Origin of the sequence: Streptomyces sp. NPDC002057 (genome assembly GCF_040296665.1) — a bacterium.
Classification (GTDB): Bacteria; Actinomycetota; Actinomycetes; order Streptomycetales; family Streptomycetaceae; genus Streptomyces.
Genome location: NZ_JBEOXR010000007.1, coordinates 1 through 25,683, shown reverse-complemented (window position 1 = coordinate 25,683; position 25,683 = coordinate 1). Strand labels below are relative to the sequence as shown.

Sequence of the window (25,683 nt, the reverse complement as noted above, 5' to 3'; positions counted from 1 at the left end):
GGGTGCGCCCGACCGGGCGCACCCCCGTCCGTCATCGGCGGTACGACAGTCCGTGGCCGACCGGGTAGAGCACCTCCGCCGGGTCGTCCGCGCTCTGCACCGGGACCGGGAGGCGGCCCCGCGGCCGGGCCCGGCCCGCCAGCACCCGTACGGCGGCGCGGAGTTCGACGTCGGTCCAGGAGTACGTGGCGAGCGTCGCCCGCTGCCCGCCGATCCGGGCGATGTCGTACGGGTTGCGGATCGCGATCGTCACGACGGGCACCCCGGTCGCCACCAGCCGCGCCACGAGGGTGCGCTGGGTACTGGTCGCGGTCACGTTGTACGTGCCGACGACCACCACGTCCTTGCCCGAGGCCGCCGCCACCGCCTCCTCGATCCTCGCCGCCGTCGGGGTGATCCCGGTGGAGAGCGCGGTCGCGGTGAACCCCAGCTCCCCGAGCGCCGTCGCCAGGGTGGTGGTGGGCGGACCCGTCGTCCCCGACGGCGAGGCCGGATCGGCGCCGACGACGAGGACCGAGCGGTGGCGCGCCGGTCCCAGCGGCAGGAAGCCGCCCTCGTTGAGCAGCAGGGTCGTGGTGGCCTCGGCGATCCGGTCGGCCTGGGCCAGGTGCGAGGAGGACCCGACCACCCGGTCGACACCGGCCCGGGTCACGTACGGGTTCCGGAAGAGGCCGAGCTTCGCCTTGAGCCGCAGGATCCGCAGGATCGATTCGTCGAGCCGGTCCTCCGTCAGCTCGCCGGTCCTGACCGCCGTCAGGACCGCGTTCCAGGCCACGTCCAGCTTCGGCGGGTTGAGCAGCTGGTCCACGCCGGCCTTCAGGGCGAGGACCGGCACCCGCTCGTCCCCGTACTTGGTGCGCACCCCCTCCATGCCGAGCGCGTCGGTGACCACCACGCCGTCGTAGCCCAGCTCCTCGCGCAGGATGCCGGTGAGGATGGGCCGCGACAGGGTCGCCGGGTCCTCGGTGGGGTCGAGCGCCGGGACCACGATGTGCGCGGTCATGATCGAGTCGATCCCGGCGGCGATCGCCGACCGGAACGGCGGGGCGTCCAGCGCCGACCACTCCGCCCGGGTGTGGGTGATCGTCGGCAGCCCGTGGTGGCTGTCCACGGCGGTGTCGCCGTGCCCCGGGAAGTGCTTGGAGGTGGCCGCGACCCCGGCCCGCTGGTACCCCTTGACCTGCGCGGCGACCAGACCGGCGACCGCCGCCGGGTCGGCACCGAAGGACCGGACGCCGATCACCGGGTTCGCCGGGTTGACGTTGACGTCCGCCACCGGCGCGTAGTTCTGCCGGATGCCGACGGCCGCGAGCTCCGCGCCCGCGATCTGCGCCGCCCTGCGCGCGTCCGCGTGCGAGCCCCCGGCGCCGAGGGCCATCGCCCCGGGCAGCAGCGTGGCCGGCTCGCCGACCCGGCAGACGATGCCGTGCTCCTGGTCGGTGGAGATCAGCACCGGGACCGGGGTGGGCCGCGCGAGCGCCGCCTGCTGGATGCCGTTGGACAGTCCGGCGATCTGCTGCGGGTCCCGGGTGTTGTGGGCCCACGCGAAGTAGATGACCCCGCCGACGTGGTAGCGCTCGACCAGCTCGGCGGCCGTACGGACCCCGATCTCCTGGAGGTTCGCGTCGATGTCGGCCTGGTCGGGGTCGGTCGCGGAGTGTCCGTACACCCGCATCACGAAGAGCTGGCCGACCTTCTCTTCGAGGGACATGCGGTCGATGATCCGCCGGAGCTTCCGGTCGTCGTGCCGGTCCTTCTCGGCGTGGGCGGGGGTCGTGACCCCGGTGACGGCGGCCGCTGCCGCGGCGGCGGTCACCGTGAGGAGGGTGCGTCGGGAGGGGGCGGGGGCGCGGTGGTGCACTGATGCTCCTTCCGGCCGTGCGAGGTTGGAGGAATCGTTCGGAAGCCGCCCTCTGAAGCGGTGAAGGAAACTTCCAAGGAGTCACGGATAGCCCGAAAGTAACTGCCAGGTCAAGGACCCGCGCACGAATCACCCACGGCGGCGATCCCGGGCCAGAGATCCTGGAGCGTACGGACCGTCTCCCGGATCGCCGGGCGCCGCGCCGCCCCGGTCCGCCACATGGCGTGCAGGCGGCGCGTCGGCATCGGGTCGAGCCGCACCGGCACCACCTCCGGCGGCAGCGTCCCGCGGCCCAGGCGCGGCACGAGCGCGATGCCCAGACCGGCCGCCACCAGCGCCACCTGCGTGTGGTTCTCCTCCGCCTGATGCGTGATCAGGGGCTCGAAACCCGTTTCCCGCAGCGTCCGCGTCAGCCAGTCGTGGCAGACCGTCCCCGGCGGCTGCGAGATCCACCGCTCCGCCGCCAGCTCCTCCCGCCGCACCGACTCCCGCGCCGCGAGCGGATGGTCCCGGTGGACGAGGATGTCGCACAGGTCGTCACCGATCACCGCCTGCTCCACGCCCGGCGGCACCGGCAGCGGCGCGATGTCCCAGTCGTGCGCCACCGCCAGATCGATCACCCCCCGCGCCACCAGGTCGATCGACACGTGCGGGTCCACCTCCGAGAGCCGCGCGTCGAGCTCCGGATGGAGCCGGGCCAGCTCCGCGAGCGCCCGGGGCATCAGACCGCGCGCCGCACTCGCGAAGCAGCCGATCGCGAGCCGGCCCGACGGCAGGCCCCGCCGCTCTTCGAGCCGTACCTCCGCCTCCTCCACGAGTGCCAGCAACTGCTGCGCGGTGGAGGCCAGGTGATGGGCGTCGTCGGTGAGTCGGACGCCCCGGCCGCTCCGTTCGAGGAGGGTCGTACGGGTCTCCCGCTCCAGCTTCTGGATCTGCTGGGAGACCGCGGACGGCGTGTAGCCGAGGGCGGTGGCGGCGGCGCCGACACTGCCGTGGACGGCGACGGCGTGCAGGGCGCGCAGGCGGCCGAGATCCAGCACGGTTCCTCCAGGGGCTCGACCCGACGGGAATGAAGTGTTGCTACATCCCACCATGAAGGAACCCGTGCTGGTGCTACACGATCGTGACGGCGATGCTCGATCCATGCGCCCCGCCCACCTCGCCCTCGCCGCCCTGGTCGCCGCCGTCTGGGGGGTCAACTTCGTCGTCATCGAGATCGGCCTCGACCACTTCCCGCCGCTGCTCTTCTCCGCCCTCCGCTTCCTCGCCGCCGCACTGCCCGCGGTGTTCCTGGTGGGCCGCCCGACCGTGGCCTGGAAGTGGATCCTGGCGGTCGGAGTCGTCCTCGGCGTCGCCAAGTTCGGGCTGCTCTTCACCGGCATGGACCTCGGCGCCCCCGCCGGGCTCTCCTCCCTCGTCCTCCAGGTCCAGGCCGTCTTCACCGCTCTCTTCGCCTTCGTCGCCCTCGGCGAACGCCCCGGCCGCCTCAAGGTCGCGGGGATGGGGGTCGCCCTGGTGGGCATCGGCGTGGCCGCCGCCGACGAGGGCGGCGGCGGCGCGGGCTCCGGGGCGCTCCTGGGCTTCGCCCTGGTGATCGCGGCGGCGGCCTGCTGGGGCGTCTCCAACGTCCTCACCCGCAAGGCCTCCCCGCCCGACGCCCTCAACTTCATGGTCTGGGTCAGCACCGTGCCCGTCCTGCCGCTGCTGGCCCTCTCCCTCCTCCTGGAGGGTCCGGAACGCGACCTCGCCGCCCTGCGCGGCCTCGACTGGACCGGTGTCGGCGTCATCGTCTACGTCGCCTGGATCACCACCGTCTTCGGCTTCGGCGCCTGGGGCTGGCTCCTCCGCCGCTACCCGGCCTCCTCCGTCGCCCCCTTCTCCCTGCTCGTCCCCGTCTTCGGGATGTCCTCGGCGGCCCTCTTCCTCGGCGAGGGCGTGAGCCCGCTCCGCTGGTGCGCGGCGGCGCTCCTGGTCGGCGGAGTGGCCCTGACGTCCCTCGCGCCGGGCCGCCGACGCCCCGGGGCCTCGGGGGCGCCGGAGGAGGCGGTCCCGGCCGGCACCTCGGCGACGGGCGAGGGACCGGTGGCGGCCGGGGGAGTGGCGGCGTCCGGTGGCTCCGTGGCGGCCGAGGGTGCGGTGGCGGCCGGTGGCTCCGTGGCGGTCGAGGGGTCGGTGGCGGCCGGTGGCTCCGCCGCGGCGGGAAACTCCGTGGCGGCCGAGGAGCCCGTGGCCGTATCGTCGTCCGGCCCCGTCAGCGAGGAAAGGCCCGCATGACCTTCGCGCACATCACCGTCGACGCCCCCGTGCCCGCCCCCGGCGCCCTCCTGCTCGCCGGTATCCCCGGCAGCGGCAAGTCCACGGTCGCGGCGGCCCTCGCGGCCCGCTTCGCCCGGTCGGCGCACATCGAGGTCGACGAGCTCCAGTCCCTCATCAGGAGCGGCGGCCACCGGCCCACCCCGGACGGCGACCCGGAGGCGGACCGGCAGATCCTGCTGCGCGCCCGCAACGCCTGCCTCCTCGCGGACAGCCTCGCCGCCGCGGGGTTCCTGCCGGTCCTCGACGACGTGGTCGTACGCCGCTCCCACCTGGACTTCTACCGCGCCCACGCGAAGACGGACCCGCTGCACGTGGTGATCCTCGCCCCCGGTCCGGACAAGGCCTGGGAACGCAACAACGCCCGGGACAAGCGCCTGACGACGAACTGGGCGTTCCTGGACGAGGCGATGCGCGCGGAACTCCCGGACCAGGGCGTCTGGATCGACAACGCGCACCAGACGGTGGAGGAGACGGTGGAGGCGGTCCTGAGGGCTACGGGACTGACGCCGGAGGGGTGAACGCAGGGCCCGGCGCCGGAGGGGCGGCGAGAGGGCGGAGCCGCGCACAGGCGGCTCCGGAGCCCCGCACGCACCGCGATCCGCAGGCGTCTCCAGGCCACACCGCGATCCGTAGGCGTTCCCAGGCCGCACGGCGATCCACAGGCGCCCCAGGCCGCTCCGGAGCCCCGTACGCACCGCGATCCTTAGGCCTCCCCAGGCCTCCCCAGGCCTCCCCAGGCCTCCCCAGGCCTCCCCAGGCCGCTCCGTAGCCCCTGGGCTCCCCGACGTCCGCGCGCCCCGCCCGCCGACGCGCGCGAGCGGTTCGCGCTCGGCCCGCCCCCGGCCGGCCCCGTCAGCCCCCCGTGCCCGCGGAGCGGTCCCGAGGCCGCCCCGTCGACCCCCGCACCACCAGCTCGGCCGGGACCTTCTCCAGGCCGCCCGCCGGGGGCTCCTCCGTGCCCATCGCCAGGCGGCCCGCCCGTACCCCCGACGCGTGGAGGGGGAGGTGCACCGTCGTGAGGGACGGGACCGCGTCCACCGAGAACGGCAGGTCGTCGAAGCCCGCCACGGACACGTCGCCCGGGATGTCCAGGCCCCGTTCCCGCAGGGCCGCGCAGACGCCGAGGGCCACCGTGTCGTTGGCGGCGACGACCGCAGTGAGGTCCGGGTCGCGGGCGAGGAGTTCGGCCGTGGCCTCGTATCCGGCCCGCCGGTCGTACGCGCCGTGGACCGTCGGCCCCTCGGCGACCCCGGCCGCCGCGAGCGCCGCCCGGTGGCCTTCGAGGCGGTGCCGGGTGGTCGTCCGGTCGGCGGGGCCCGCCGCGTAGCCGATGCGCCGGTGGCCGAGGCCGAGCAGGTGCTCGGTGAGCCGTCGCGCGCCGGTCCGGTTGTCGAAGACGAGCGCCGCCGTGTTCGCGTCGCCCGCGACCGGCGGGCGCCCGCACAGCACGACCCGGGTCCCCGCCTCCGCCAGCTTGGCGAGCTTGCCGGCCGTCGCCGCGAGGTGTTCGGGGTCTTCGAGGGAGCCGCCCATGAGGATCACGGCCGCGGCCCGCTGCCGCTGGAGCAGGGTCAGATAGGTCAGTTCGCGCTCGGGGGAGCCGCCCGTGTTGCAGACGACGGCGAGTTTCTCGCCGCCGCCGCGCCCCGACGCGCCTTCCCCGATGGCGCTCTGCGCCGCGCTCGCCATGATCCCGAAGAAGGGGTCGGCGATGTCGTTGACGAGGACGCCGACCAGGTCGGAGGTGGCGGCGGCGAGCGAGCTGGCGGGGCCGTTGAGGACGTAGTCCAGCTCGTCGACCGCCCGCAGGACCCGTTCGCGGGTCGACGCGGCGACCGGGTAGTTGCCGTTGAGGACGCGGGAGACGGTGGCGGGGGAGACCCGTGCGCGGGCGGCCACGTCCGCCAGGGTGACGGTCATCGTGTGCGTACCTCCGGGGCCCTTGTCGACGGCGATGTCGGCAGGCTAGCGTCATCCCCGATGGAAAGCGCTTTCTATCGAGGCGCGGAACAGCCGGGGAGAGGAACCTTTCGTGACACGCAGGACAGTCCGCATCGCCATGAACGGCGTCACCGGACGCATGGGATACCGCCAGCACCTCGTCCGGTCGATCCTCGCCCTGCGCGAACAGGGCGGCCTCGACCTCGGCAACGGCGAGACCCTCTGGCCCGAGCCGGTCCTCGTCGGCCGCCGCGAGCCCGCCCTGCGCGCGCTCGCCGAGCGCCACGGCCTCACCGAGTGGTCCACCGACCTCGACGCCGTCCTTGCCGACGACAGCGTCGACATCTACTTCGACGCCCAGGTCACCTCCGCCCGCGTCGACGCGCTCACCAGGGCGATCGGGGCCGGGAAGCACATCTACACCGAGAAGCCGACCGCCGCCGACCTCGCCGGCGCCCTCGCGCTCGCCCGGCTCGCCACCGAGAAGGGCGTCAAGCACGGGGTCGTCCAGGACAAGCTGTTCCTGCCGGGCCTGCTCAAGCTCAAGCGCCTCATCGACGGCGGCTTCTTCGGCGAGATCCTGTCCGTGCGCGGCGAGTTCGGCTACTGGGTCTTCGAGGGCGACTGGCAGGACGCCCAGCGCCCCAGCTGGAACTACCGCTCCGAGGACGGCGGCGGCATCGTCGTCGACATGTTCCCGCACTGGGAGTACGTGCTCCACGAGCTCTTCGGCCGGGTCACCTCCGTCACCGCCCAGGTCGCCACCCACGTCCCGCGCCGCTGGGACGAGCAGGGCAAGCCGTACGAGGCCACCGCCGACGACGCCGCCTACGGCATCTTCCAGCTGGAGGGCGGCGCCGTCGCCCAGATCAACTCCTCCTGGACCGTCCGCGTCAACCGCGACGAGCTCGTCGAGTTCCAGGTCGACGGCACCCACGGCTCCGCCGTCGCCGGCCTGCGCAACTGCCGGGTCCAGCACCGCTCGGCCACCCCCAAGCCGGTCTGGAACCCGGACATCCCGGCGACCGAGCCCTTCCGCGAGCAGTGGCAGGAGATCCCCGACAACGCCGAGTTCGACAACGGCTTCAAGGCCCAGTGGGAGCTGTTCCTGCGCCACGTCACCCTCGGCGAGCCCTACCACTGGGACCTGCTCGCCGGCGCCCGGGGCGTCCAGCTCGCCGAGCTCGGCCTGCGCTCCGCCGCCGAGGGCCGCCGCCTCGACGTCCCGGAGGTCTCCCTGTGATCCGCCTGCCCGAAATCGGCGGAGGCGTAAGGGAGTACGAGCCCCGGACCGAGCCCCTGCTCCCGGGCGGGAGCGGCCCCCTGACCTCCCGTACGGTCTTCTCCGCCGCCCACGTCGTCGCCGACCCGTACGCCGACACGAGCCCCGACTCGCCCGCCGCCGTCGACTGGGACGCCACCCTCGCCTTCCGCCGCCACCTCTGGTCCCACGGCCTCGGGGTCGCCGAGGCCATGGACACCGCCCAGCGCGGGATGGGCCTCGACTGGACCGGGGCGGCCGAACTGATCCGCCGCTCGGCCGCCGAGGCCCGCAGCGTGGGCGGCGCCATCGCCTGCGGCGTCGGCACCGACCAACTCATCGGCCCCGCCGACCTGGTGGCCGTGCGCAAGGCGTACGAGGAGCAGCTCGCCCTCGTCGAGGAGACCGGCTCGCAGGCGATCCTGATGGCCTCCCGCGCGCTCGCCGCCGCCGCGCAGGGCCCGGACGACTACCTCGACCTGTACGGCCACCTCCTCCGGCAGGCGGGCGAGCCGGTCGTCCTGCACTGGCTGGGTCCGATGTTCGACCCGGCGCTCGACGGCTACTGGGGCTCGGCGGACCTCGACACCGCGACCGAGACCTTCCTGGAGGTCGTCGCCGCCCACCCCGACAAGGTCGACGGCATCAAGGTCTCCCTCCTCGACGCCCGGCGCGAGGTCGAGCTGCGCCGCCGCCTCCCCGAGGGCGTCCGCTGCTACACGGGCGACGACTTCCACTACCCGGAGCTGATCGCGGGCGACGAACAGGGCTTCAGCCACGCCCTGCTCGGCATCTTCGACCCGCTGGCGCCGCTGGCCGCCGAGGCGGTGCGGACCCTGGACACGGGCGACGCGGACGGCTTCCGCGCGATCCTCGACCCGACGGTCGCCCTCTCGCGCCACCTCTTCCGGGCCCCGACCCGCTTCTACAAGACGGGCGTGGTCCTCCTCGCCTGGCTGGCCGGGCACCAGGACCACTTCACGATGGTCGGCGGCCTGCAGTCGGCCCGCTCCCTCCCGCACCTCGCCCGCGCCTACGAACTCGCCGACGGGCTCGGCCTGTTCCCCGACCCCGCCCTCGCGGAGGAGCGGATGCGCTCCCTCCTGGCGGTCCACGGAGGCCTCCGGTGAACCGCGACCGCTTCAGCGTCAACCAGATGACGGTCAGGCAGCTCACCCTGCCGGAGCTGGTCGCCCACTGCGTCCGGCTCGGCATCCCGGGCGTGGGCCTGTGGCGCGACCCCGTCCGGGAGTACGGGGTGGAGGCGGCGGCCGCGCTCGTGCGGGACGCGGGCCTCACCGTGACCACCCTCTGCCGGGGCGGCTTCTTCACGACGGACGGCTGGCTCGCGGAGAACCGCGCGGCGATCGACGAGGCGGTGACGCTCGGCACCGACACCGTCGTCCTGGTCTCCGGCGGCCTCACCCCCGCCTTCCCCGACCTGGCCTCGGCCCGCGCCCGCATCACCGAGGCGATCGGCGAACTCGCCCCGTACGCGGGGGAGCGCGGTATCCGCCTCGCGGTCGAGCCCCTGCACCCGATGTACGCGGCCGACCGCTGCGCGGTCTCCACCCTCGACCAGGCCCTGGACATCGCGGAGCGGTTCCCCGCCGAACAGGTCGGCGTCGTCGTCGACACGTACCACCTGTGGTGGGACGACCGGGCCCCGGCGGCGGTGGCGCGCGCGGGCGCGGCGGGCCGCGTCCACTCCTTCCAGCTCGCCGACTGGACCACCCCGCTCCCCGCCGGCGTCCTGAACGGCCGGGGTCAGCTGGGCGACGGCGCGATCGACCTCCGGGCCTGGGCCGACCTGGTCGAGAAGGCCGGCTGGACGGGCCCGGTGGAGGTCGAGCTCTTCAACGACGAACTGTGGGCGAGGGACGGCGTGGAGGTCCTGGAGGAGACGCTGGAACGCTTCCTGGCGATCTGACCGGCCCGACGCCGCCAAGAGCCACCCGGCCCCTCGCCACGCGTCCTTCGGGCCGCGGACGGTCGCGAACAGGGCGGAGAGGTCCTCGTCGATGCCGCACTACTTCCCCGGGCCGCCCAGGAGGTCGCCCAGGCCTACTTCCCCGGGCCGCCCAGGAGGTCGCCCAGGCCTACTTCCCCGGGCCGCCCAGGAGGTCGCCCAGGCCGCCCGCCGCCGCGCCGCCGGCCTTCTTCGTCGCGGCGCGTTTCGTCAGCACCGCCAGGACCACCGGGACCAGGATGTCGACCGCGCGGGTCACCGTGGCGGCCGGGATGCCGGCCCTCCTGGCGATCGCGTTCGCCGCCGGGCGGGCCAGCTTGCCCAGGACGCCCGCCATCAGACCGCCGGCCGCGAGGCCGCCGAAGGAGGCGACGCCCTGGAGCGGAGGCTCGGCCGAGGTCACCTCGTCGACGGCGGCGCGGACCTCGTCCGCGCTGGCCGGCTCGGCCGCCGCCTGCCGCAGCTCGCCGGAGAGCTCGGCCACCGAACTGCCCACGAGCTCCTGGGCCCCCGCGGCGTCGCTGCCGAGCAGCCCGGCGATCTCCTGGAGCCGGTCGTCGCCGAGCTCGTTCAGGACGTCGTCCTGGAAGGAAGATTCACTCATGCCGGAAACGCTACGTTTCATCCGGTTCACCGGCACCCCGGGAGGGGAGTCGCGCACAGCGCCCGGCGGGCTGTCCGAGCCCTTCGCTACGGTCGGTCCATGTCCAACGAGGGTCGCGGGCCGGCAGTGCTCGAAGGGGTTCTGGAGCGAATCACCTATGCCAACGAGGAGAGCGGGTACACGGTCGCGCGGGTCGACACCGGGCGCGGGGCAGGGGACCTGCTCACGGTGGTCGGTTCGCTGCTCGGCGCGCAGCCGGGGGAGTCGCTGCGGATGGAGGGGCGCTGGGGCTCCCATCCGCAGTACGGCAAGCAGTTCACCGTCGACAACTACACGACCGTGCTGCCCGCCACGATCCAGGGCATCCGCCGCTATCTCGGCTCCGGCCTCGTCAAGGGCATCGGCCCCGTCTTCGCCGACCGCATCACCCAGCACTTCGGTCTCGACACCCTCGACATCCTCGAAGACGCTCCCGCGCGGCTGATCGAGGTCCCGGGGCTCGGCCCCAAGCGGACGAAGAACATCACGGCCGCCTGGGAGGAGCAGAAGGCGATCAAGGAGGTGATGGTCTTCCTCCAGGGCGTCGGCGTCTCCACCTCCATCGCGGTCCGGATCTACAAGAAGTACGGGGACGCCTCGATCTCCGTCGTCCGCAACCAGCCCTACCGGCTCGCCGCCGACGTCTGGGGCATCGGCTTCCTCACCGCCGACCGGATCGCCCAGGCCGTGGGCATCCCGCACGACAGCCCCGACCGGGTGAAGGCCGGTCTGCAGTACGCCCTGTCGCAGTCCAGCGACCAGGGCCACTGCTTCCTGCCCGAGGAGCGGCTGATCGCGGACGCGGTGAAGCTCCTCCAGGTCGACACCGGGCTGGTCATCGAGTGCCTCGCCGAGCTGGCCGAGGACCCGGAGGGGGTGGTGCGGGAGACCGTGCCCGGGCCGGAGGGGACGCCCGTCACCGCCGTGTACCTGATCCCCTTCCACCGGGCCGAACTCTCGCTCGCGGGTCAGCTCCGCCGGCTGCTGCGGGCCGAGGAGGACCGGATGCCCGCCTTCCGCGACGTGGCCTGGGACAAGGCCCTCGCCTGGCTCGCGGACCGGACCGGGACCTCCCTGGCGCCCGAGCAGGAGGAGGCCGTGCGGCTCGCCCTCACCCGCAAGGTCGCGGTGCTCACCGGCGGTCCCGGCTGCGGCAAGTCGTTCACGGTCCGGTCCATCGTGGAGCTGGCCCGCGCCAAGAAGGCCAAGGTCGTCCTCGCCGCCCCCACCGGCCGGGCCGCCAAGCGGCTCGCCGAGCTGACCGGCGCCGAGGCCTCCACCGTCCACCGGCTCCTGGAGCTCAAGCCCGGCGGTGACGCGGCCTACGACCGGGACCGGCCGCTCGACGCCGATCTGGTCGTGGTCGACGAGGCCTCCATGCTCGACCTGCTCCTGGCGAACAAGCTGGTGAAGGCGGTCGCCCCGGGTGCCCATCTGCTGCTCGTGGGCGACGTGGACCAGCTTCCGTCGGTCGGCGCGGGCGAGGTCCTCGGCGATCTGCTCGCCCCGGGCAGCCCCGTACCGGCGGTCCGGCTGACCCGGATCTTCCGGCAGGCCCAGGAGTCCGGCGTCGTGACCAACGCGCACCGGATCAACGCGGGCACCCCGCCCAGGACCGAGGGGCTGCCGGACTTCTTCCTCTTCGTCGAGGAGGAGACGGAGGACGCCGCCCGGGTCGCCGTGGAGGTGGCGGCCCGCCGGATTCCGGCCAAGTTCGGACTCGACCCGCGCCGCGACGTCCAGGTCCTCGCCCCCATGCACCGAGGGCCCGCCGGCGCCGGTTCGCTCAACGGGCTGCTCCAGCAGGCCATCACCCCGGCCCGCCCGGACCTGCCGGAGAAGCGGTTCGGCGGCCGGGTCTTCCGCGTCGGCGACAAGGTCACCCAGATCCGCAACAACTACGACAAGGGCGCCAACGGGGTCTTCAACGGCACGGTCGGCGTCGTCACCGCCCTCGACGTCGTCGAACAGCGGCTGACCGTGCGGACGGACGAGGACGAGGAGGTGCCGTACGACTTCGACGAGCTGGACGAACTCGCCCACGCGTACGCGGTCACCATCCACCGCTCCCAGGGCAGCGAGTACCCGGCCGTGGTGATCCCGGTCACCATGAGCGCCTGGATGATGCTGCAGCGCAACCTGCTCTACACGGCCGTGACCCGGGCGCGGAAACTGGTCGTCCTGGTCGGCTCCCGGCGGGCGATCGCCCAGGCGGTCCGTACGGTCTCGGCAGGCAGGCGCTTTACCGCACTCGCGTTTCGGCTCACAGGCGGTGCCCTCGTGTGAAAGATCACGGAGGACTACCGGAACCGGGGCGAAGGGGGCAGGATATGAAGGTTGGCGGCACTGAGTGCCGCCGATTGGCCCAATGGTCGACCCCGAGTGCACTCTCCTGAGCCAAATGGGGGATGGTAGAGACAGTCAGGGCACCTCGAAGAAGAGGCACTACGTCGGTGAGGGATGACGTGAGCGACAACTCTGTAGTACTGCGGTACGCGGACGGTGAATACACCTACCCGGTGGTCGAGAGCACCGTCGGCGACAAGGGCTTCGACATCGGGAAACTCCGAGCCCAGACCGGTCTGGTCACCCTGGACAGCGGATACGGCAACACCGCCGCCTATAAATCCGCGATCACCTACCTCGATGGTGAGCAGGGGATCCTGCGGTACCGCGGCTACCCCATCGAGCAGCTGGCGGAGCGCTCCACCTTCCTTGAGGTGGCGTACCTGCTGATCAACGGTGAGCTGCCCAAGGTCGACGAGCTGGCGACCTTCAAGAACGAGATCACGCAGCACACCCTCGTCCACGAGGACGTCAAGAACTTCTTCCGCGGTTTCCCGCGGGACGCCCACCCGATGGCGATGCTGTCCTCGGTGGTCTCCGCGCTGTCCACCTTCTACCAGGACAGCCACAACCCGTTCGACGAGGAGCAGCGCCACCTCTCCACGATCCGGCTGCTCGCCAAGCTGCCGACGATCGCGGCGTATGCGTACAAGAAGTCGATCGGCCACCCCTTCGTCTACCCGCGCAACGACCTCGGGTACGTCGAGAACTTCCTGCGCATGACCTTCTCGGTCCCGGCGCAGGAGTACGACCTGGACCCGGTCGTCGTCAACGCGCTCGACAAGCTGCTGATCCTGCACGCGGACCACGAGCAGAACTGCTCGACCTCCACCGTGCGTCTGGTCGGCTCCTCGCAGGCGAACATGTTCGCGTCGATCTCCGCCGGCATCTCGGCCCTGTGGGGCCCCCTGCACGGTGGCGCCAACCAGTCGGTCCTGGAGATGCTCGAAGGCATCAAGGCCAACGGCGGCGATGTCGACTCCTTCATCCGCAAGGTGAAGAACAAGGAGGACGGCGTCCGCCTGATGGGCTTCGGCCACCGGGTGTACAAGTCCTTCGACCCGCGCGCCAAGATCATCAAGGCGGCGGCGCACGATGTCCTCTCGGCCCTCGGCAAGTCCGACGAGCTGCTCGACATCGCGCTCAAGCTGGAGGAGCACGCGCTCTCCGACGAGTACTTCGTCTCGCGCAACCTCTACCCGAACGTGGACTTCTACACGGGCCTGATCTACCGCGCCATGGGCTTCCCGACCGAGATGTTCACCGTGCTGTTCGCGCTCGGCCGCCTTCCCGGCTGGATCGCCCAGTGGCACGAGATGATCAAGGAGCCGGGTTCCCGCATCGGCCGCCCGCGCCAGATCTACACGGGCGAGGTCCTCCGCGACTTCGTCCCGGTCGAGGGCCGCTGACCCGGACACGATGACGTAGGGGCACCCCCGGTCGGTCACACCGCGACGGGGGGTGCCCCTTTCGCGTGGCCGCGCGTGGCCTCGCGGCGCCTCGCGCGGCGAGCGAGCCGAAGGGGCGCGTCGGTGTCGGGACGGCGAACGCGCGGAGGCCCGACGAAGGAGGGTCGAGCACGATCGCCGTCCCGACACCGACTCCGGCGCCCCGGAGGCGAGCGAGCCCTGAAAGAGAAGCGAGAAGCGCCCCGCTACCGATCCCCCCACGGGTCGGTAGTCGGGGCGCTTCCCATATCCCGGAGCGGATTCCCCCCACGGGATCCGGGCCGGGCGTCTGCCGGGCGTCAGCAGAAGCTACGCGGGTCAGGCGCTACGCGGTCTGCCGGGGTACGTACGGGAGGGCCGCTCAAAGCTCCCCGGTGCACGTGCCCCGGCCAACGCTTGCCTGGAACATCCCCCAAGACATTCCATGAACGTCCCCCAAGACGTTCTCGGCATCGCCCACTTAGACTCGCGAACAGCCCAGATGGTTACCCCACAATATCTGTGATCTAGATCTCCTTGTGAAGGTCCTGTGCGTCACGTGTAGGTGAATTCACGCGAAGCGCCGCAGCCGAAGGCTGTTGGATACGACGAACACGGACGAAAAGGCCATCGCGAGGCCCGCGATCATCGGGTTGAGCAGTCCGGCCGCCGCGAGCGGCAGCGCCGCGACGTTGTAGCCGAAGGCCCAGAACAGGTTGCCCTTGATCGTCGCGAGGGTCCGCCGGGAGAGCCGGATCGCGTCCGCGGCGACCCGCAGGTCGCCCCGGACCAGGGTCAGGTCGCTCGCCTCGATCGCCGCGTCCGTGCCCGTCCCCATCGCGAGACCGAGGTCGGCCGTCGCGAGCGCGGCGGCGTCGTTCACCCCGTCGCCCACCATCGCGACCGTCCGGCCCTCCGCCTTCAGCCGCCGGACCACCTCGGCCTTCTCCTCGGGCAGCACCTCCGCGATCACCTCGTCGATGCCGACCCGGGCCGCGACGGCCTCCGCCTCGGCCCGGTGGTCGCCGGTCAGCAGGACGGGCCGCAGCCCCAGGCCGCGCAGCCGGGCGACGGCCTCGGCGCTGGTGTCCTTGACGGTGTCCGCGACGGTCAGGGTGCCGCGGGCGACCCCGTCCCAGGCGACGTGGACGGCGCCGGCCTCCGTCCCGGCGGGCACGTCGACGCCCTCGGCCGTGAGCAGGGCGGCGCGTCCGACGAGGACCTGGTGGCCGTCGACGGAGCCGCGCACCCCGAGCCCGGGGACGTTCTCGAAGCTCTTCGGTACGGGCAGCTCCCCGCACCGCTCGGCGGCGCCGGCCGCGATCGCGCGGGCCACCGGGTGTTCGGAGGAGTGCTCCAGCGCGCCCGCCAGCCGCAGCAGCGTCTCCTCGTCGACGCCCGCGCCCTCGTACGCGTACACCGTGCGCAGGGACATCCGGCCCGTGGTGACCGTGCCCGTCTTGTCGAGGACGATCGTGTCGACGCGGCGGGTGGACTCCAGGACCTCGGGGCCCTTGATGAGGATGCCGAGCTGGGCGCCGCGGCCGGTGCCGACCATGAGGGCGGTCGGGGTGGCCAGGCCGAGGGCGCAGGGGCAGGCGATGATCAGGACGGCGACGGCGGCGGTGAAGGAGGCGGTCGGGTCGTCGGTCACGAGGAGCCAGGTGACGAGGGTGCCGAGCGCGAGGAGCAGCACCACGGGGACGAAGACCGCGGAGATCCGGTCGGCGAGCCGCTGCACCTCGGCCTTGCCGTTCTGGGCGTCCTCGACGAGCTTCGCCATCCGGGCGAGCCGGGTGTCGGCGCCGACGCGGGTGGCCCGGACGACGAGCCGTCCGGAGACGTTGACGCAGCCGCCGGTGACGGCGTCGCCCTCGGTGACGTCGAGGGGGAGCGATTCGCCGGTGAGCAGGGAGGCGTCGACCGCGGAGGCGCCCTCGGCGACGGTGCCGTCGGTGGCGATCTTCTCCCCGGGGCGTACGACGAAGAGGTCGCCGGTCCGCAGGGCGGCGACCGGGATCCGTACCTCCGTGCCCCCGCGCAGGACGGCCACGTCCTTGGCGCCCAGCTCCATCAGGGCCCGGAGCGCCGCGCCCGCCTTCCGCTTGGCGCGGGCCTCCAGGTAGCGGCCGAGCAGGATGAAGGTGACGACGCCGGCCGCGACTTCGAGGTAGATCGTCGAGGCGCCGTGGGAGGGGTCGACGGTCAGGTCGAAGCCGTGGCGCATGCCGGGCATGCCCGCGTCGCCGAGGAAGAGGGCCCAGAGCGACCAGCCGAAGGCGGCGAGGGTGCCGACGGAGACGAGGGTGTCCATGGTGGCGGCGCCGTGCCGGAGGTTGGTCCAGGCGGCCCGGTGGAAGGGCAGCCCGCCCCAGACGACGACGGGTGCGGCGAGGGTGAGGGAGAGCCACTGCCAGTTGTCGAACTGGAGCGCCGGGACCATGGCGAGGAGGACGACGGGCGCGGCGAGGAGGGCGGAGACGGTGAGCCGCTGCCGGAGGGAGGCGAGTTCGGGGTCCGGGGTCGCGCGCTCGTCCGGGTCCACGGGTTCCGGTTCCGGTGGCGGGGGTTCCTCGGCGGTGTAGCCGGTCTTGACGACGGTGGCGATCAGCGCGTCGATCCCGACCTCGGGCGGGTGCTCGATCCGCGCCTTCTCCGTGGCGTAGTTGACGGTCGCGGTCACCCCGTCCATGCGGTTGAGCTTCTTCTCGACGCGGGCCGCGCAGGAGGCGCAGGTCATCCCGCCGATCGTCAGCTCGCTGACGGTCGCGGGGGTGGTGCCGGTGGTGTCCGTGACGCTGGGGGTCATGTGCGGTTCCAAAGGGGAGCAGGGCCGTACCCGGTAACGGTACGGCCCTGCGCGGTGTTGCCCGTGGGTGCGGGTCAGACCAGCTCGTAGCCGGCCTCGTCGACGGCGGCGCGCACGGCCTCCTCGTCGAGCGGGGCGGCGGAGACGACGGTGACCCGGCCGGTGGAGGCGACGGCGGTGACCGAGGAGACACCGGGCAGTTCGGAGATCTCGCCGGAGACCGCGCCCTCGCAGTGGCCGCAGGTCATGCCCTTGACCTGGTAGACGGTGGTGAGTTCGGTCTGCGTCTCTGCGGTCATGGCGTTCTCCTCGTGGGTTCAGGACCGTACGCCACCAGTTTATACCCCTAGGGGGTATGAATTCCAGTTCCGGCGCGTTCGCGGGCCGCGGGGGCGGTGGGGTCATGGTGATGGAGGGGCCCCGAGTGGCTGTGGAGTGGACGGGCGCCCGCGCCCGCCCGCCCCGCCAAGCCCCTCCGCCGGCGGGGCGTCCGGCGGGCCGTGGCCGGCCGGACACGGCCGACGGGATGCGACGGCGTCCGGCCCGGAGCCTATGGTAAACACCCGATATGTCGCATTCGGGGACCACGCTCATCCTGATCATGACGATCGCCGTCCTGGCGCCCCTGCTCGCCTACGCGATCGGGCGACGGCTCCCCGTCCCCCTCGTCATCTTCGAGATCCTGCTCGGCATCGTCATCGGCCCCGACGTCCTGGACTGGGCCCACCCCGACGCGCTGATCGACGGACTCTCGCAGCTCGGCCTCATCATGCTGATCTTCCTCGCGGGGTACGAGATCGAGTTCGGCAAGGTCCGCGGCGACACCCTCAAACGCTCCGTCCGCGCCTGGCTGATCGCCCTCGTCCTCGGCCTCACCGCCGGCATCCTGCTCGGCGGCGGCTACACCAAGGGCGTCTTCATCGGAGTCGCGCTCACCAGCACCGCCCTCGGCACCGTCCTGCCCGTCCTGCGGGACGCGGGAGACCTCCACGGGAGGTTCGGCACGGTCGTCATGGCCTTCGGCGCCGTCGGCGAGTTCGGCCCGATCATCGCGATGGCGCTGCTGCTCAGCGGGCGCGGCGCGGGCGAGTCGACGGTGCTCCTCGCCGTCTTCGCCGCGCTCACCGCCGGGGCCCTCTACTGGGCACTGAGGCCGCGCCCGCCGTGGTTCTCCCGGATCATCGCCAAGACCCTGCACAGCAGCGGCCAGTTCGCGGTCCGCTTCGTCTTCCTGCTGCTCGCCCTGATGCTGGGCGCCTCGCAGGCCCTCGGACTCGACGTCCTGCTCGGCGCCTTCGCCGCCGGACTCGTCACCCGTCTCCTCCTGGCCGGGGCCGCGCCCGAGTCCGGGCCGCAGATCCTGGAGAAGATCGAGGGGGTCGGTTTCGGCTTCCTCGTCCCGGTCTTCTTCGTCGTCACCGGGATCGAGTTCGACCTGGCCTCGCTCCTCGAAGGCGGCCGGACCCTGCTCCTGCTCCCGGTCTTCCTGCTGCTCTTCCTGGTGGTACGCGGCGGCCCGATCTGGTTCCTCGCCCCGCGCGACCTCGACCGCAGGGAGCGGGGCGGGCTCGTCCTCTACGGCTCCACGGCGCTGCCGCTCGTCGTCGCCATCACCACCATCGGGGTGGACGACAAGGCGATGACGGCGGGCGAGGCCGCGGCCCTCGTCGGGGCCGGCATGCTCTCCGTCCTCGTCTTCCCGCTGGTCGCGCTGAAGTCGCGGGCGGGCGGGAAGGGGCTGCCCGCCGAGCGGATCGGCGGCTCGGAGTCGTGGTGACGGACCCGGCGGCCCCCTAGGGGTGTCGGTCAGGCCGGGCTCGCGGCCGCCGGGGAGCCGTCCAGCGCGGAGTCGCCGGCCCGGGAGCCGCCGATCGGGGGCTCGCCCGCCGGGGGCCCGTCGACGAGGGGGGAGAGGTAGCGCAGGAGGAGCGTCTTCAGCTCGGCGACCGTGGCGTCCCGCTCGGCACCCTCGGGTGCGGCGAGGACCAGGTCCAGGCCCCCCTTGAAGGCGGCGAAGGCCATGCCCGCGGTCCGCAGGCGGTCCGCGACGGACAGCGCGGGCGCGTAGTGGGCGATCACCTCCTCCACGCGGGTGAGCAGGGTCGCGTGCAGCTCGTCGTGCTCCTCCGCGATCCGGCCGGGGACCTCGGAGCCGTGCATCAGGGCGAGGAAGGCCGGGTTGGCGCAGTTGAACTCGATCAGCGGGTCGACGACCGCGTCCAGGAGTTCGGGCAGCGGCAGGGCGAGGTTCTCCGGGGTGAACGCCTGGCCGTGGGCCTCGCGCATCTCGTGCAGCAGGCGTCCGCCGAGTTCGATCGCGATGGCTTCCTTGTTCGGGAAGTACTGGTAGAGCGTGCCGGGCGAGACATGGGCCTCGCGGGCGATCGCGTTGGTGCTGGACGCCGTGTAGCCGTTGGCGCAGAAGACGTTCGCGGCGGCCTGGAGCAGCTCCGCGATGCGGCGCTCGCCCCGCGCCTGGCGGCGGCGCGGCTTCGGTTCTTCGGACATGGCTGTCCCCAGCTCTCCTCAACACGTTTGACAAACACGAGAGGTCGCTCGCATTCTTGAGAAACGCGAGTGATCACTCGTGTTTGCCAGTCTATGGCAATGGGCGACCCATGCGACCTGCCGGGAAGCGTGTGCGCACGGGTCAGGTGAAGGGGACACCGCGTCATGGCCGAAGTCAAGAAGACAGCGCCCGGAGGGACCGGCCCGGGAGAAGCCCCAGGTGGGACCAGGGGCCGGGGCGGCGGATGGACGCGGTTCGTGACCGCCCGGCCGAGGCTCACCCTCCTCGTCGCCCTCGTCCTCACCGCCCTCGCCGTCCTCGCCGGCGGCGGGGTCGCCGACCGGATGGGCAGCGGCGGCTGGGAGGACCCGGCCGCCGAATCGACCTACGCGGCCGAGGCGCTGGAGCGCAGGTTCCCCGGCTCCCGGCCCAATCTGCTCCTGCTCGTCGACGCCGGAGCGGCCGGGACCGACGCCCCCGCGGTCGTCGCCGAGGCCGAGCGGCTCGCCGAGCGGCTCGACGCCGAGCCGGGCGTCGACGGCGTCGGCTCCTACTGGTCCACCGGCTCGCCCGCCCTCCGCTCCGAGGACGGCCGGAAGGCCGTGATCGCCGCCCGGATCGCGGGCGAGGAGAAGGACGCCGCCGCCGTCCTCGACCGGATCGCCCCCGCGTTCCGGGGCGCGCACGGGCCCGTCGAGGTGTCCCTCGGCGGCGACCTCGCCGTGCGCCACGAGATGCAGACGGTCATCCAGGAGGACCTGCTGAGGGCCGAGCTCATCGCCCTGCCCCTCACCCTCGTCCTGCTCGTCATGGTCTTCGGCAGCGCCGTCGCGGCGCTGCTCCCGCTGGGCGTCGGCATCGTCGCCATCCTCGGGACCAACGCGGTCCTGCGCGGCATCACCGAGTTCACGGACGTCTCCGTCTTCGCGCAGAACCTGACGACCGCCCTCGGGCTCGGACTCGCCATCGACTACGCCCTGTTCGTCGTCCGCCGCTACCGCGAGGAGCTCGCCACCGGCGCCGACACCCGCACCGCCGTCCGCACCACCCTGCGCACCGCCGGCCGGACCGTGCTCTTCTCCGCCCTGACCGTCGCGGTCTCGCTCGCCGCGATGCTGGTCTTCCCGCAGTACTTCCTGCGCTCCTTCGCGTACGCGGGGATCGCCGTCGTCCTCCTCGCCGCCACCGCCGCGCTCACCCTGCTCCCGGCGGCCCTGGTGCTGCTCGGCGACCGGGTCAACGCGCTCGACCTGCGGCGTCTCCTCCGGCGGGGCCGGGCTGCCGGGAAGGCCGCCCCCGGCTCCGAGGCCCCCGTCTCCGAGGCCCCCGGCTCCGCCGCCGGTGGTGACGGTGACGGCGCGGGCTGGGGCCGGGTCGCCGCGCTCGTGATGCGCAGGGCGCCGGTCTTCGCCGTCCTCACCACCGCGGGGCTCGTCCTCCTCGGACTGCCCTTCCTGGGCGTGAATTTCGGCACCGCCGACGATCGTCAGCTCCCCGTCACCGCCTCCTCCCGGGTCGTCCAGGACCAGCTGCGGGACGGCTTCCCCGGCAACCCCGGCGGCGGCCTCACCGTCCTCGCCGAAGGCCGGGCCACCCCCGCGCAGTACGCGGCCTACCGCGAGCGGATCGGCGCCCTCGACGGCGTCGCCCGGGCCGACGGACCCGTGACCGCCGGCGGCGGCCACGCCTATTTCACCGTCGTGCCCGAGGGGGAGACCGTCGGCGCGGAGGCCCAGCGGACCGTGGCCGAACTGCGCTCCGTACCGGCTCCGTTCGACACCTCCGTCACCGGACAGGCCGCCGTCCTCGTCGACTCCAAGGACGCCCTCGGCGAACGGCTGCCCTGGGCGGCGGCCGTCATCGTCGTCGTCACGCTGCTCCTCGTCTTCCTGCTCACCGGAAGCGTCCTCATCCCCGTCCAGGCCGTCGTCCTCAACGCCCTCAGCCTCACGGCGATGTTCGGAGCCGTCGTCTGGGTCTTCCAGGACGGACACCTCGCCGGACTCCTCGGCTTCACCCCCACCGGCGACATAGAGACCACGCTGCCGGTGCTCATGTTCTGTGTGGCCTTCGGACTCTCCATGGACTACGGGGTGTTCCTGCTCTCCCGCATCAAGGAGGAGTACGACGTCACCGGCGACCACGAGCACTCGGTCCGCTTCGGGCTCCGCCACACCGGCGGTCTCATCACCGCCGCCGCCGTGATCCTCGCCGTCGTCATGGTCGCCATCGGCACCTCCCGCGTCACCAACACCAAGATGCTCGGCCTCGGCGTCGCCCTCGCCGTCCTCATGGACGCCATGGTGGTCCGCAGCCTCCTCGTCCCCTCCGTGATGAAGCTGACCGGCCGCCTCACCTGGTGGGCCCCGGGCCCGCTGCGCCGCTTCCACGACCGCTTCGGAATCAGTGAGAACGACTCGTACAACCCTTCGCCCACTCCGGGTGTCATAGAGGTGTCCGAGGAGTTGCGGGAGACCGCTTCCTCTCGTCAATGAACTGATTCCATGGGGGAATTCGTGTTACGTATGCGTACGAGCCTGGTCCTGGCGACGGCCCTTGTCGTCGGAATCGCACCGGTGGCGCTCGGGGGAGCGGCGGCCGTGGCCGCACCGGTGTCGGCCCAGGCAGGAACGACCGCCGAGACCGGCGCGGTCGTGCAGGAGGGCGGCCGGCTGACCGTGCCGGCCGGCCCCGAGGGACCGGTGACGCTCCGCTTCAAGGCGACGCTGCCGGCCGGGGTCACCGGACCGGTGGAGACCCGCGTCACCCTGCCCATCACCAACTGGCCGGCGGGTGGTTGGACCGACCACCGCACGGCGGAGCGGATCGACTCCACCTGCTCGGTCGGTGGCGGGGCCTTCGAGGCCTGCGCCTGGCGGGGTACGAGCCTCACCGACGACGCCGGCCCGTCCCGGGTCCTGATCGACCTGCCCGCCGTGGAGGCCTCGGCGACCCTCGACTTCGCGGTCACCCTCGACCTGTCGGACGACCTCGGCTGGATCGGCTCCCTCGACGCGCCCGTCGAGCTGAAGGACGCGAGCGGGACCGTCGTCGCCCGGGGCACGGTCGGACTCGACGTCGTCGAGTCCGTCCCGGCGGCCGACGCCCGCGGCGCCGTCCACGCCCGCGACAAGAACGGTGTCCTCTGGCGCTACGAGGCCACGGGCAAGGCCGACAGGTCCCTCACGCCCCGCAAGCGGATCGGCGGCGGCTGGAACGGCTACTCGGAGATCGTCCAGCTGACCCCCACGACCGCCGCCGGTACCGGTGACCTGATCGCCCTGGGCACGAACGGTGTCCTCTGGCTCCACGAGGGCACCGGCGACCCGGCCGCCCCGTTCGCGTCGGGCATCCGGGTGGAGGGCGGCGGCGGCCTTCCCCAGTGGGCCGACTACACGACCATCGCCTCCAACGGGGCGGGCGGTCTCTTCGCCCGGGACAAGGCCGGCGTCCTCTGGAACTTCCAGCGCGGCGGGGAAGGAGGGGTCGACATCTTCGAGCCCCGCGTGCGCGTCGGCAGCGGCTGGAACATCTACACGGAGATCACCGCCTTCGGCGACGGCCTGGTCGCCCGCGACGGGGCCGGGACGCTCTGGAAGTACAACGCGTCCTCCTCCGGTTCGCCGAGCGCGCCGTTCACCGCCCGCTGGAAGGTCGGCGGCGGCTGGAACGTCTACAACGACATCGTGGGGACGAAGGAACTCGGCCGCTGGAGCCGCACCGAGCTGTTCGCCCAGGCCACCGACGGCACGGTCTGGGCCTACGACTCCAAGACCTCCGCCTCCGGCTACGCGCCCGGCTCGGCCCGTACGCAGCTCGGTTGGGGTTGGGACATCTACACCGCGGTGATCTGACACCTCTTCAGGGGGGATCCATGAGGCATGTCCGCACGTTTCCTGTCGTGGCGGGTCTTCTGCTCGCCACGCTGATCCCCCCGGCCGCCGGAGGGGCGCGGGCTCTCGCCGCGCCCCTCCCGGCCGCCCCCGGCCCGGCGCCGGCCGGGCCGGGAACCGTCGTCCAGCGGAACGGCACCGTCCTCGTCCCCGCGGGCGAGGAGGGGCCGGCCACCACCTATCTCCACGCCACGCTTCCGGGCGGGGCCGCCGGGCCGGTCACGGCCCGGCTGTGGTGGTCGAACCTCGACTGGTGGGGAGCCGAGCGGCCCGGCTGGCTCGGCCACCTCACCTGGTCCTGCGCGGTGAACGGCGGCCCGTTCACCCCCTGCCCCCTCGTCGGCCCCCGGGACGGCAAGGGCCCCTCCCTCCCCCTGCCCACGGCCGAGGCGGCGCCCACCCTCACGTACGCCGTCCGGGTCGACGCGGCCACGTACGGCTCCGTGGGCGTCCCCGCCTGGGGCAGCGTCTCGCTCACCGGGGCGACGGGAGCGGAACTCGCCCAGGGGAACGTGGAGTTCGACTTCGTCCCCGGCACCCCCGAGGCGGACCTGCGCACCGTGCTGCACGCCCGTGACCGCGGCGGTGTGCTCTGGCGGTACGAGGGGACGGGCAAGGCCGCGAAGCCCTTCAAGGCGCGCACACGGGTCGGCGGCGGCTGGGGCGTCTACACGGCGCTCACCAAGCTCGGCCCCTCGACGGCGAACGGCGAGGGCGACCTCGTGGCCCGCGACGGCGACGGCGCCCTCTGGTACTACTCCGGCTCGGGCGACCCGGCGGCCCCGTTCTGGCCGAGGGTGCGGGTCGGCGGCGGCTGGAACGCCTACACCTCCCTCACCGGCACCCCCACCGGCCTGCTGGCCCGGGACCGGTCCGGCACCCTCTGGCACCACCGGCGCGCCCACGGAGCGCCGCCCCACGCGCCCTTCGAGGCCCCCGTCCGGGTCGGCGGCGGCTGGAACGCCTACACCGCCATGACCGCGGTCGGCCCGGGCCTGGTGGCCAGGGACGCGAGCGGGGTCCTCTGGTTCCACCGCAAGGGCGACCGGAACGACCCGGCCGCCCCGTTCGCGCCGCGTGAGCGCGTCGGCGGCGGCTGGAACGTCCACACCGGTCTCGTGGGCACCGGGGACCTGGGGCGCCTCACCCCGCCGGACCTCGTGGCCCGTGACCGGGACGGCCTCCTCTGGGCGTACGAGGGCGGCTCCGTCACGCCTCCCGGAAGGACCCGGACGCAGGTCGGCCGGGGCTGGAACATCTACGACACCCTCCTCTGACGGAACCCGGGGAATCGCCATGAGACACCTGCGCAGAGCCCTGGCCGCGACGGGAGTCGCCCTCGCCGTCGTGGTGCCGGCGGCCGCCGGCTCCGTGACGGCCGCTCCGTCGCCCGCGCCCGCCGCCCCCGGGACCGCTTCCCCCGCCGCCCCGGGAACGATCGTCCAGGAGGGCGGGCCGCTGGCCGTGCCCTCCGGCGAGGAGGGGCCGGTCACCACCCGGCTCACCGTCAGCCTGCCGCCCGGGGTCACCGGACCGCTGCGGGGGGAGCGCGTCACCTTCAGGGCGGAGCCCGGGATGCCCGGGGCCCGCCCCGGGGAGATGGTCACGTCGACCTGCGCGGTGAACGGCGGGGCGTTCCGCTCCTGCCCCTGGGGATCGCCCGACCCGGAGACCGTCCAGGGCACCTGGCTCGTCCTCGACCTCCCCCCGGCCGAGGTGCCGGCCGGCTCCTCCACCGTCACGTACGACATCACCGTCGACGTGCCCTCGGGCCTGGAACGGCTGGGCCGTCTCTCCTCGACCGTCGAACTGCGGCACGGCACCGGCACGGTGGCCGCGAGCGGCCCCCTCACCTTCGACTTCGTGCGCGGCACCCCCGAGGCCTCGCGGCGGGCCTCCCTGCACGCCCGCGACCGGGACGGCGTGCTCTGGCAGTACGACGCCACCGGGCGCACCGACACACTGCTCAAGGCCCGCAAGCGGGTCGGCGGCGGCTGGGGCGTCTACACCGCGATCACCGAGCTGGAACGCACGACGGCGGCCGGCGCCGGGAACCTGGCGGCCCGCGACCGGGACGGTGTCCTCTGGTTCCACCGGGGCAGGGGTCCGGTGAGCAGCGGTCCGTTCGAGCCGCGCAGGCGGGTCGGCGGCGGCTGGAACGCGTACACGAGCATCGTCGGCATGCCGGACGGCTCCCTCCTCGCCCGGGACCGGGACGGCGTGCTCTGGCGTTACCCCCGGACGTCCATGGCGGACCACCCGTTCGGGAGCCGGGTGCGGGTGGGCGGCGGCTGGAACGCGTACACGAGCATCGTCGCCTTCGGGGACGGCCTGGTCGCGCGGACCGCCGACGGCGGACTGTGGCGGTACGAGAGGGCGGAGGGCGGGGAGCCCGCGGTGCCCTTCGCGCCCCGCCGCGCGGTCGGCGGCGGCTGGAACGCCTTCACCGCGCTCGCGGGCGCGGGGCCGGTCGGCGGCCACGACACCTCGCTGGCCGCCCGGACCGGGGACGGCAGGCTGGTGGTGTACGGCGTGGTCAGGTGGGGGGACCGGAACCGGTACAGCGAGCCGTACCACCCGCGCCCGGCCGGCTGGGGCTGGAACATCTACGACCTGATCGTCTGAGCGGCGGGGACGAGGGCGCCGCCGACCGCGCCCCCGCCCGGAGGACCCGCACGGCGCGGCGCCGGGCCCGGAGCGTTCCGGGC

The 25,683-nt window shown here is 73.2% G+C and carries 18 protein-coding genes and 1 pseudogene; 12 read left to right on the top strand and 7 right to left on the bottom strand.

Translation table 11 applies throughout. The features are described from left to right. Positions 1-31: 31 nt before the first annotated feature. Together ABT129_RS08305 and ABT129_RS08300 are read right to left on the bottom strand one after the other, a co-directional pair. Positions 32-1,861: a glycoside hydrolase family 3 protein gene (locus tag ABT129_RS08305; RefSeq protein ID WP_351898161.1), complete on the bottom strand. Its 1,830-nt coding sequence runs from the start codon at positions 1,859-1,861 to the stop codon at positions 32-34. A 110-nt stretch (positions 1,862-1,971) separates the two neighbouring features. Then, positions 1,972-2,901 carry a LysR family transcriptional regulator gene (locus tag ABT129_RS08300; RefSeq protein ID WP_351898159.1) on the bottom strand — a complete coding sequence of 310 codons (930 nt, stop codon included), beginning with the start codon at positions 2,899-2,901 and terminating at the stop codon, positions 1,972-1,974. A 103-nt stretch (positions 2,902-3,004) separates the two neighbouring features. Here ABT129_RS08300 and ABT129_RS08295 point away from each other — a divergent pair. After that, positions 3,005-3,928, top strand: a pseudogene (locus ABT129_RS08295) (EamA family transporter); the annotation flags it as partial. A gap of 203 nt (positions 3,929-4,131) precedes the next feature. Beyond that, complete coding sequence (locus tag ABT129_RS08290; RefSeq protein ID WP_351898153.1) at positions 4,132-4,695, top strand: AAA family ATPase; 564 nt, start codon at positions 4,132-4,134, stop codon at positions 4,693-4,695. Between the two features lie 334 nt (positions 4,696-5,029). On the opposite strand, the gene ABT129_RS08285 is transcribed toward ABT129_RS08290, so the two are convergent. Continuing rightward, entirely contained in the window at positions 5,030-6,097 is a 1,068-nt protein-coding gene (locus tag ABT129_RS08285) for a LacI family DNA-binding transcriptional regulator (RefSeq protein ID WP_351898150.1), read from the bottom strand. Between the two features lie 112 nt (positions 6,098-6,209). Between ABT129_RS08285 and ABT129_RS08280 the strand changes: the two genes are divergently transcribed. Genes ABT129_RS08280 through ABT129_RS08270 form a run of 3 tightly spaced genes read left to right on the top strand, consistent with a single transcriptional unit; the run spans position 6,210 to position 9,309 of the window. Then, complete coding sequence (locus ABT129_RS08280) at positions 6,210-7,361, top strand: Gfo/Idh/MocA family protein (protein ID WP_351898147.1); 1,152 nt, start codon at positions 6,210-6,212, stop codon at positions 7,359-7,361. Next, positions 7,358-8,509, top strand: coding sequence for a dihydrodipicolinate synthase family protein (locus ABT129_RS08275; protein ID WP_351898144.1), 1,152 nt, complete (start codon positions 7,358-7,360; stop codon positions 8,507-8,509). Before ABT129_RS08280 ends, ABT129_RS08275 begins: the two co-directional genes overlap by 4 nt. Before the next feature lie 26 nt (positions 8,510-8,535). After that, positions 8,536-9,309 (top strand): sugar phosphate isomerase/epimerase family protein, encoded by a 774-nt coding sequence (locus ABT129_RS08270; protein ID WP_351898527.1) that lies wholly within the window; start codon positions 8,536-8,538, stop codon positions 9,307-9,309. 169 nt (positions 9,310-9,478) lie between these two features. On the opposite strand, the gene ABT129_RS08265 is transcribed toward ABT129_RS08270, so the two are convergent. Then, on the bottom strand, positions 9,479-9,952 hold the full coding sequence (locus ABT129_RS08265; RefSeq protein WP_351898141.1) for a DUF937 domain-containing protein: 474 nt from the start codon (positions 9,950-9,952) through the stop codon (positions 9,479-9,481). A 99-nt stretch (positions 9,953-10,051) separates the two neighbouring features. Here ABT129_RS08265 and recD2 point away from each other — a divergent pair, with 99 nt between their 5' ends. Beyond that, positions 10,052-12,277 carry an SF1B family DNA helicase RecD2 gene (recD2, locus tag ABT129_RS08260; protein ID WP_351898138.1) on the top strand — a complete coding sequence of 742 codons (2,226 nt, stop codon included), beginning with the start codon at positions 10,052-10,054 and terminating at the stop codon, positions 12,275-12,277. A gap of 179 nt (positions 12,278-12,456) precedes the next feature. Continuing rightward, positions 12,457-13,746 (top strand): citrate synthase, encoded by a 1,290-nt coding sequence (locus ABT129_RS08255; RefSeq protein WP_351898135.1) that lies wholly within the window; start codon positions 12,457-12,459, stop codon positions 13,744-13,746. 589 nt (positions 13,747-14,335) lie between these two features. Here the strand turns inward: ABT129_RS08255 and ABT129_RS08250 are convergent. Together ABT129_RS08250 and ABT129_RS08245 are read right to left on the bottom strand one after the other, a co-directional pair. Further along, the gene (locus tag ABT129_RS08250) at positions 14,336-16,573 is read right to left on the bottom strand and encodes a heavy metal translocating P-type ATPase (RefSeq protein ID WP_351898132.1); all 2,238 of its coding nucleotides are present in this window, start codon (positions 16,571-16,573) and stop codon (positions 14,336-14,338) included. 74 nt (positions 16,574-16,647) lie between these two features. Then, on the bottom strand, positions 16,648-16,872 hold the full coding sequence (locus ABT129_RS08245) for a heavy-metal-associated domain-containing protein (RefSeq protein WP_351898129.1): 225 nt from the start codon (positions 16,870-16,872) through the stop codon (positions 16,648-16,650). 269 nt (positions 16,873-17,141) lie between these two features. Between ABT129_RS08245 and ABT129_RS08240 the strand changes: the two genes are divergently transcribed. Further along, positions 17,142-18,350, top strand: a complete 1,209-nt coding sequence (locus ABT129_RS08240; protein ID WP_351898126.1) for a cation:proton antiporter — start codon at positions 17,142-17,144, stop codon at positions 18,348-18,350. A gap of 29 nt (positions 18,351-18,379) precedes the next feature. On the opposite strand, the gene ABT129_RS08235 is transcribed toward ABT129_RS08240, so the two are convergent. After that, positions 18,380-19,081 (bottom strand): TetR/AcrR family transcriptional regulator, encoded by a 702-nt coding sequence (locus ABT129_RS08235; protein WP_351898124.1) that lies wholly within the window; start codon positions 19,079-19,081, stop codon positions 18,380-18,382. 165 nt (positions 19,082-19,246) lie between these two features. Between ABT129_RS08235 and ABT129_RS08230 the strand changes: the two genes are divergently transcribed. From ABT129_RS08230 to ABT129_RS08215, 4 genes are read left to right on the top strand one after another with little or no spacing between them, the layout of a single operon-like run. Then, complete coding sequence (locus ABT129_RS08230) at positions 19,247-21,577, top strand: MMPL family transporter (protein ID WP_351898122.1); 2,331 nt, start codon at positions 19,247-19,249, stop codon at positions 21,575-21,577. A gap of 30 nt (positions 21,578-21,607) precedes the next feature. Continuing rightward, positions 21,608-22,936: a hypothetical protein gene (locus ABT129_RS08225; protein WP_351898119.1), complete on the top strand. Its 1,329-nt coding sequence runs from the start codon at positions 21,608-21,610 to the stop codon at positions 22,934-22,936. Between the two features lie 47 nt (positions 22,937-22,983). Continuing rightward, positions 22,984-24,252, top strand: a complete 1,269-nt coding sequence (locus tag ABT129_RS08220) for a tachylectin-related carbohydrate-binding protein (protein WP_351898117.1) — start codon at positions 22,984-22,986, stop codon at positions 24,250-24,252. A 19-nt stretch (positions 24,253-24,271) separates the two neighbouring features. Beyond that, the gene (locus ABT129_RS08215; protein ID WP_351898114.1) at positions 24,272-25,600 is read left to right on the top strand and encodes a tachylectin-related carbohydrate-binding protein; all 1,329 of its coding nucleotides are present in this window, start codon (positions 24,272-24,274) and stop codon (positions 25,598-25,600) included. Positions 25,601-25,683 lie beyond the last annotated feature (83 nt).

What these genes read in the sequence shown, in the direction of transcription:
- ABT129_RS08215 (WP_351898114.1), top strand. Translation starts at nt 24,272, where the DNA reads ATGAGACACCTGCGCAGAGCCCTGGCCGCGACGGGAGTCGCCCTCGCC.
- ABT129_RS08225 (WP_351898119.1), top strand. Translation starts at nt 21,608, where the DNA reads ATGCGTACGAGCCTGGTCCTGGCGACGGCCCTTGTCGTCGGAATCGCA.
- ABT129_RS08290 (WP_351898153.1), top strand. Translation starts at nt 4,132, where the DNA reads ATGACCTTCGCGCACATCACCGTCGACGCCCCCGTGCCCGCCCCCGGC.
- ABT129_RS08230 (WP_351898122.1), top strand. Translation starts at nt 19,247, where the DNA reads ATGGCCGAAGTCAAGAAGACAGCGCCCGGAGGGACCGGCCCGGGAGAA.
- ABT129_RS08240 (WP_351898126.1), top strand. Translation starts at nt 17,142, where the DNA reads ATGTCGCATTCGGGGACCACGCTCATCCTGATCATGACGATCGCCGTC.
- ABT129_RS08265 (WP_351898141.1), bottom strand. Translation starts at nt 9,952, where the DNA reads ATGAGTGAATCTTCCTTCCAGGACGACGTCCTGAACGAGCTCGGCGAC.
- ABT129_RS08235 (WP_351898124.1), bottom strand. Translation starts at nt 19,081, where the DNA reads ATGTCCGAAGAACCGAAGCCGCGCCGCCGCCAGGCGCGGGGCGAGCGC.
- ABT129_RS08250 (WP_351898132.1), bottom strand. Translation starts at nt 16,573, where the DNA reads ATGACCCCCAGCGTCACGGACACCACCGGCACCACCCCCGCGACCGTC.
- recD2 (WP_351898138.1), top strand. Translation starts at nt 10,052, where the DNA reads ATGTCCAACGAGGGTCGCGGGCCGGCAGTGCTCGAAGGGGTTCTGGAG.
- ABT129_RS08245 (WP_351898129.1), bottom strand. Translation starts at nt 16,872, where the DNA reads ATGACCGCAGAGACGCAGACCGAACTCACCACCGTCTACCAGGTCAAG.
- ABT129_RS08285 (WP_351898150.1), bottom strand. Translation starts at nt 6,097, where the DNA reads ATGACCGTCACCCTGGCGGACGTGGCCGCCCGCGCACGGGTCTCCCCC.
- ABT129_RS08270 (WP_351898527.1), top strand. Translation starts at nt 8,536, where the DNA reads ATGACGGTCAGGCAGCTCACCCTGCCGGAGCTGGTCGCCCACTGCGTC.